General features: G+C 47.3%; 2 tRNA genes and 3 rRNA genes. All 5 read left to right on the forward strand.

The annotated features are described in order from the left end of the window. Nucleotides 1-78 (forward strand): 16S ribosomal RNA (locus ABID13_RS28570); the annotation flags it as partial. 70 nt (nucleotides 79-148) lie between these two features. Continuing rightward, nucleotides 149-266, forward strand: a 5S ribosomal RNA gene (rrf, locus tag ABID13_RS28575). A gap of 8 nt (nucleotides 267-274) precedes the next feature. Further along, nucleotides 275-348 (forward strand) — tRNA-Ile (locus ABID13_RS28580). Between the two features lie 213 nt (nucleotides 349-561). Continuing rightward, nucleotides 562-634 (forward strand) — tRNA-Ala (locus ABID13_RS28585). 249 nt (nucleotides 635-883) lie between these two features. Next, nucleotides 884-1,217 (forward strand): 23S ribosomal RNA (locus tag ABID13_RS28590); the annotation flags it as partial.

The following is a 1,217-nucleotide window of genomic DNA, read 5'->3' on the forward strand; positions in this document are numbered from 1 at the left end:
CCGAAGGCGGGGCAGGTAACTGGGGTGAAGTCGTAACAAGGTAGCCGTATCGGAAGGTGCGGCTGGATCACCTCCTTTCTAAGGAAGAAGAAGTAAGGGTTTTATATACTATTTAGTTTTCTGATTATCAATCAAGGAAACACAAATTTCTGGTGCTGATGCGCTTAGGGGAAACACCCGTTCCCATCCCGAACACGATGGTTAAGACCTAAGCGGCCGATGGTACTATGCTGGAGACGGCATGGGAGAGCAGGTGGCTGCCGGATTTTTAACCGGGCTTATAGCTCAGCCGGTTAGAGCGCACGCCTGATAAGCGTGAGGTCGGTGGTTCGAGTCCACTTAAGCCCATTTGGGAAGTGCCACCCATATCTTTCGCAGGGGAGGTAAGGCCCACTTAAACCCACTGGGGTAAATGCGACCAAAACTCACAAGAGAAGACATCGCTTTAATCCGCTGGTTCTGAAGTTTCTTCAGATATAAATAGAATAATGACCAAGAAGATAGGAATTGCCTCGCAAGAGGGAAGACCAGCACCGTAAATATTACGTGTAACCATAACGTGGGGGTGTAGCTCAGTTGGGAGAGCACCTGCCTTGCAAGCAGGGGGTCAAGAGTTCGAATCTCTCCATCTCCATTAGGAATGAGCTGTAACAGGCTGGTTCCGATACGTACCTTGAAAACCGCATATTGAAAAAAATGAATTGAGTATCCTATATATAAAATCTATATATAGAATAAACAAGACATCCGAGGCCATACAAGAGATTGTATGGAAAATAGAAACAAACTTGTAAACGCGAAAGCGTTAAGAAGAACCTAGAACCAAAAAGTCCAACGCTATGGACTGAGACTAAAACCCGCACCCGCAGGTGGAAGTCGTTTTGGTTAAGCTAATAAGAGCGCAGGGTGGATGCCTTGGCACTAAGAGCCGATGAAAGACGTGATAAGCTGCGAAAAGCTTCGGGGAGGAGCAAATATCCTTTGATCCGGAGATATCTGAATGGGGAAACCTACTTGAGCAACCCTCAAGTGACGTATGGTGAATTCATAGCCATACGCCGGGAACCCGGTGAACTGAAACATCTAAGTAACCGGAGGAAGAGAAAGAAACATCGATTCCCAAAGTAGCGGCGAGCGAAATGGGAAGAGCCCAAACCAGCGTGCGTGCATGCTGGGGTTAAGGACTGCGTAAGCGAGCTGATTTGTTAATGGAACTG

This window comes from Enterocloster citroniae, assembly GCF_040545455.1.
GTDB classification, from domain to species: domain Bacteria; phylum Bacillota; class Clostridia; order Lachnospirales; family Lachnospiraceae; genus Enterocloster; species Enterocloster citroniae.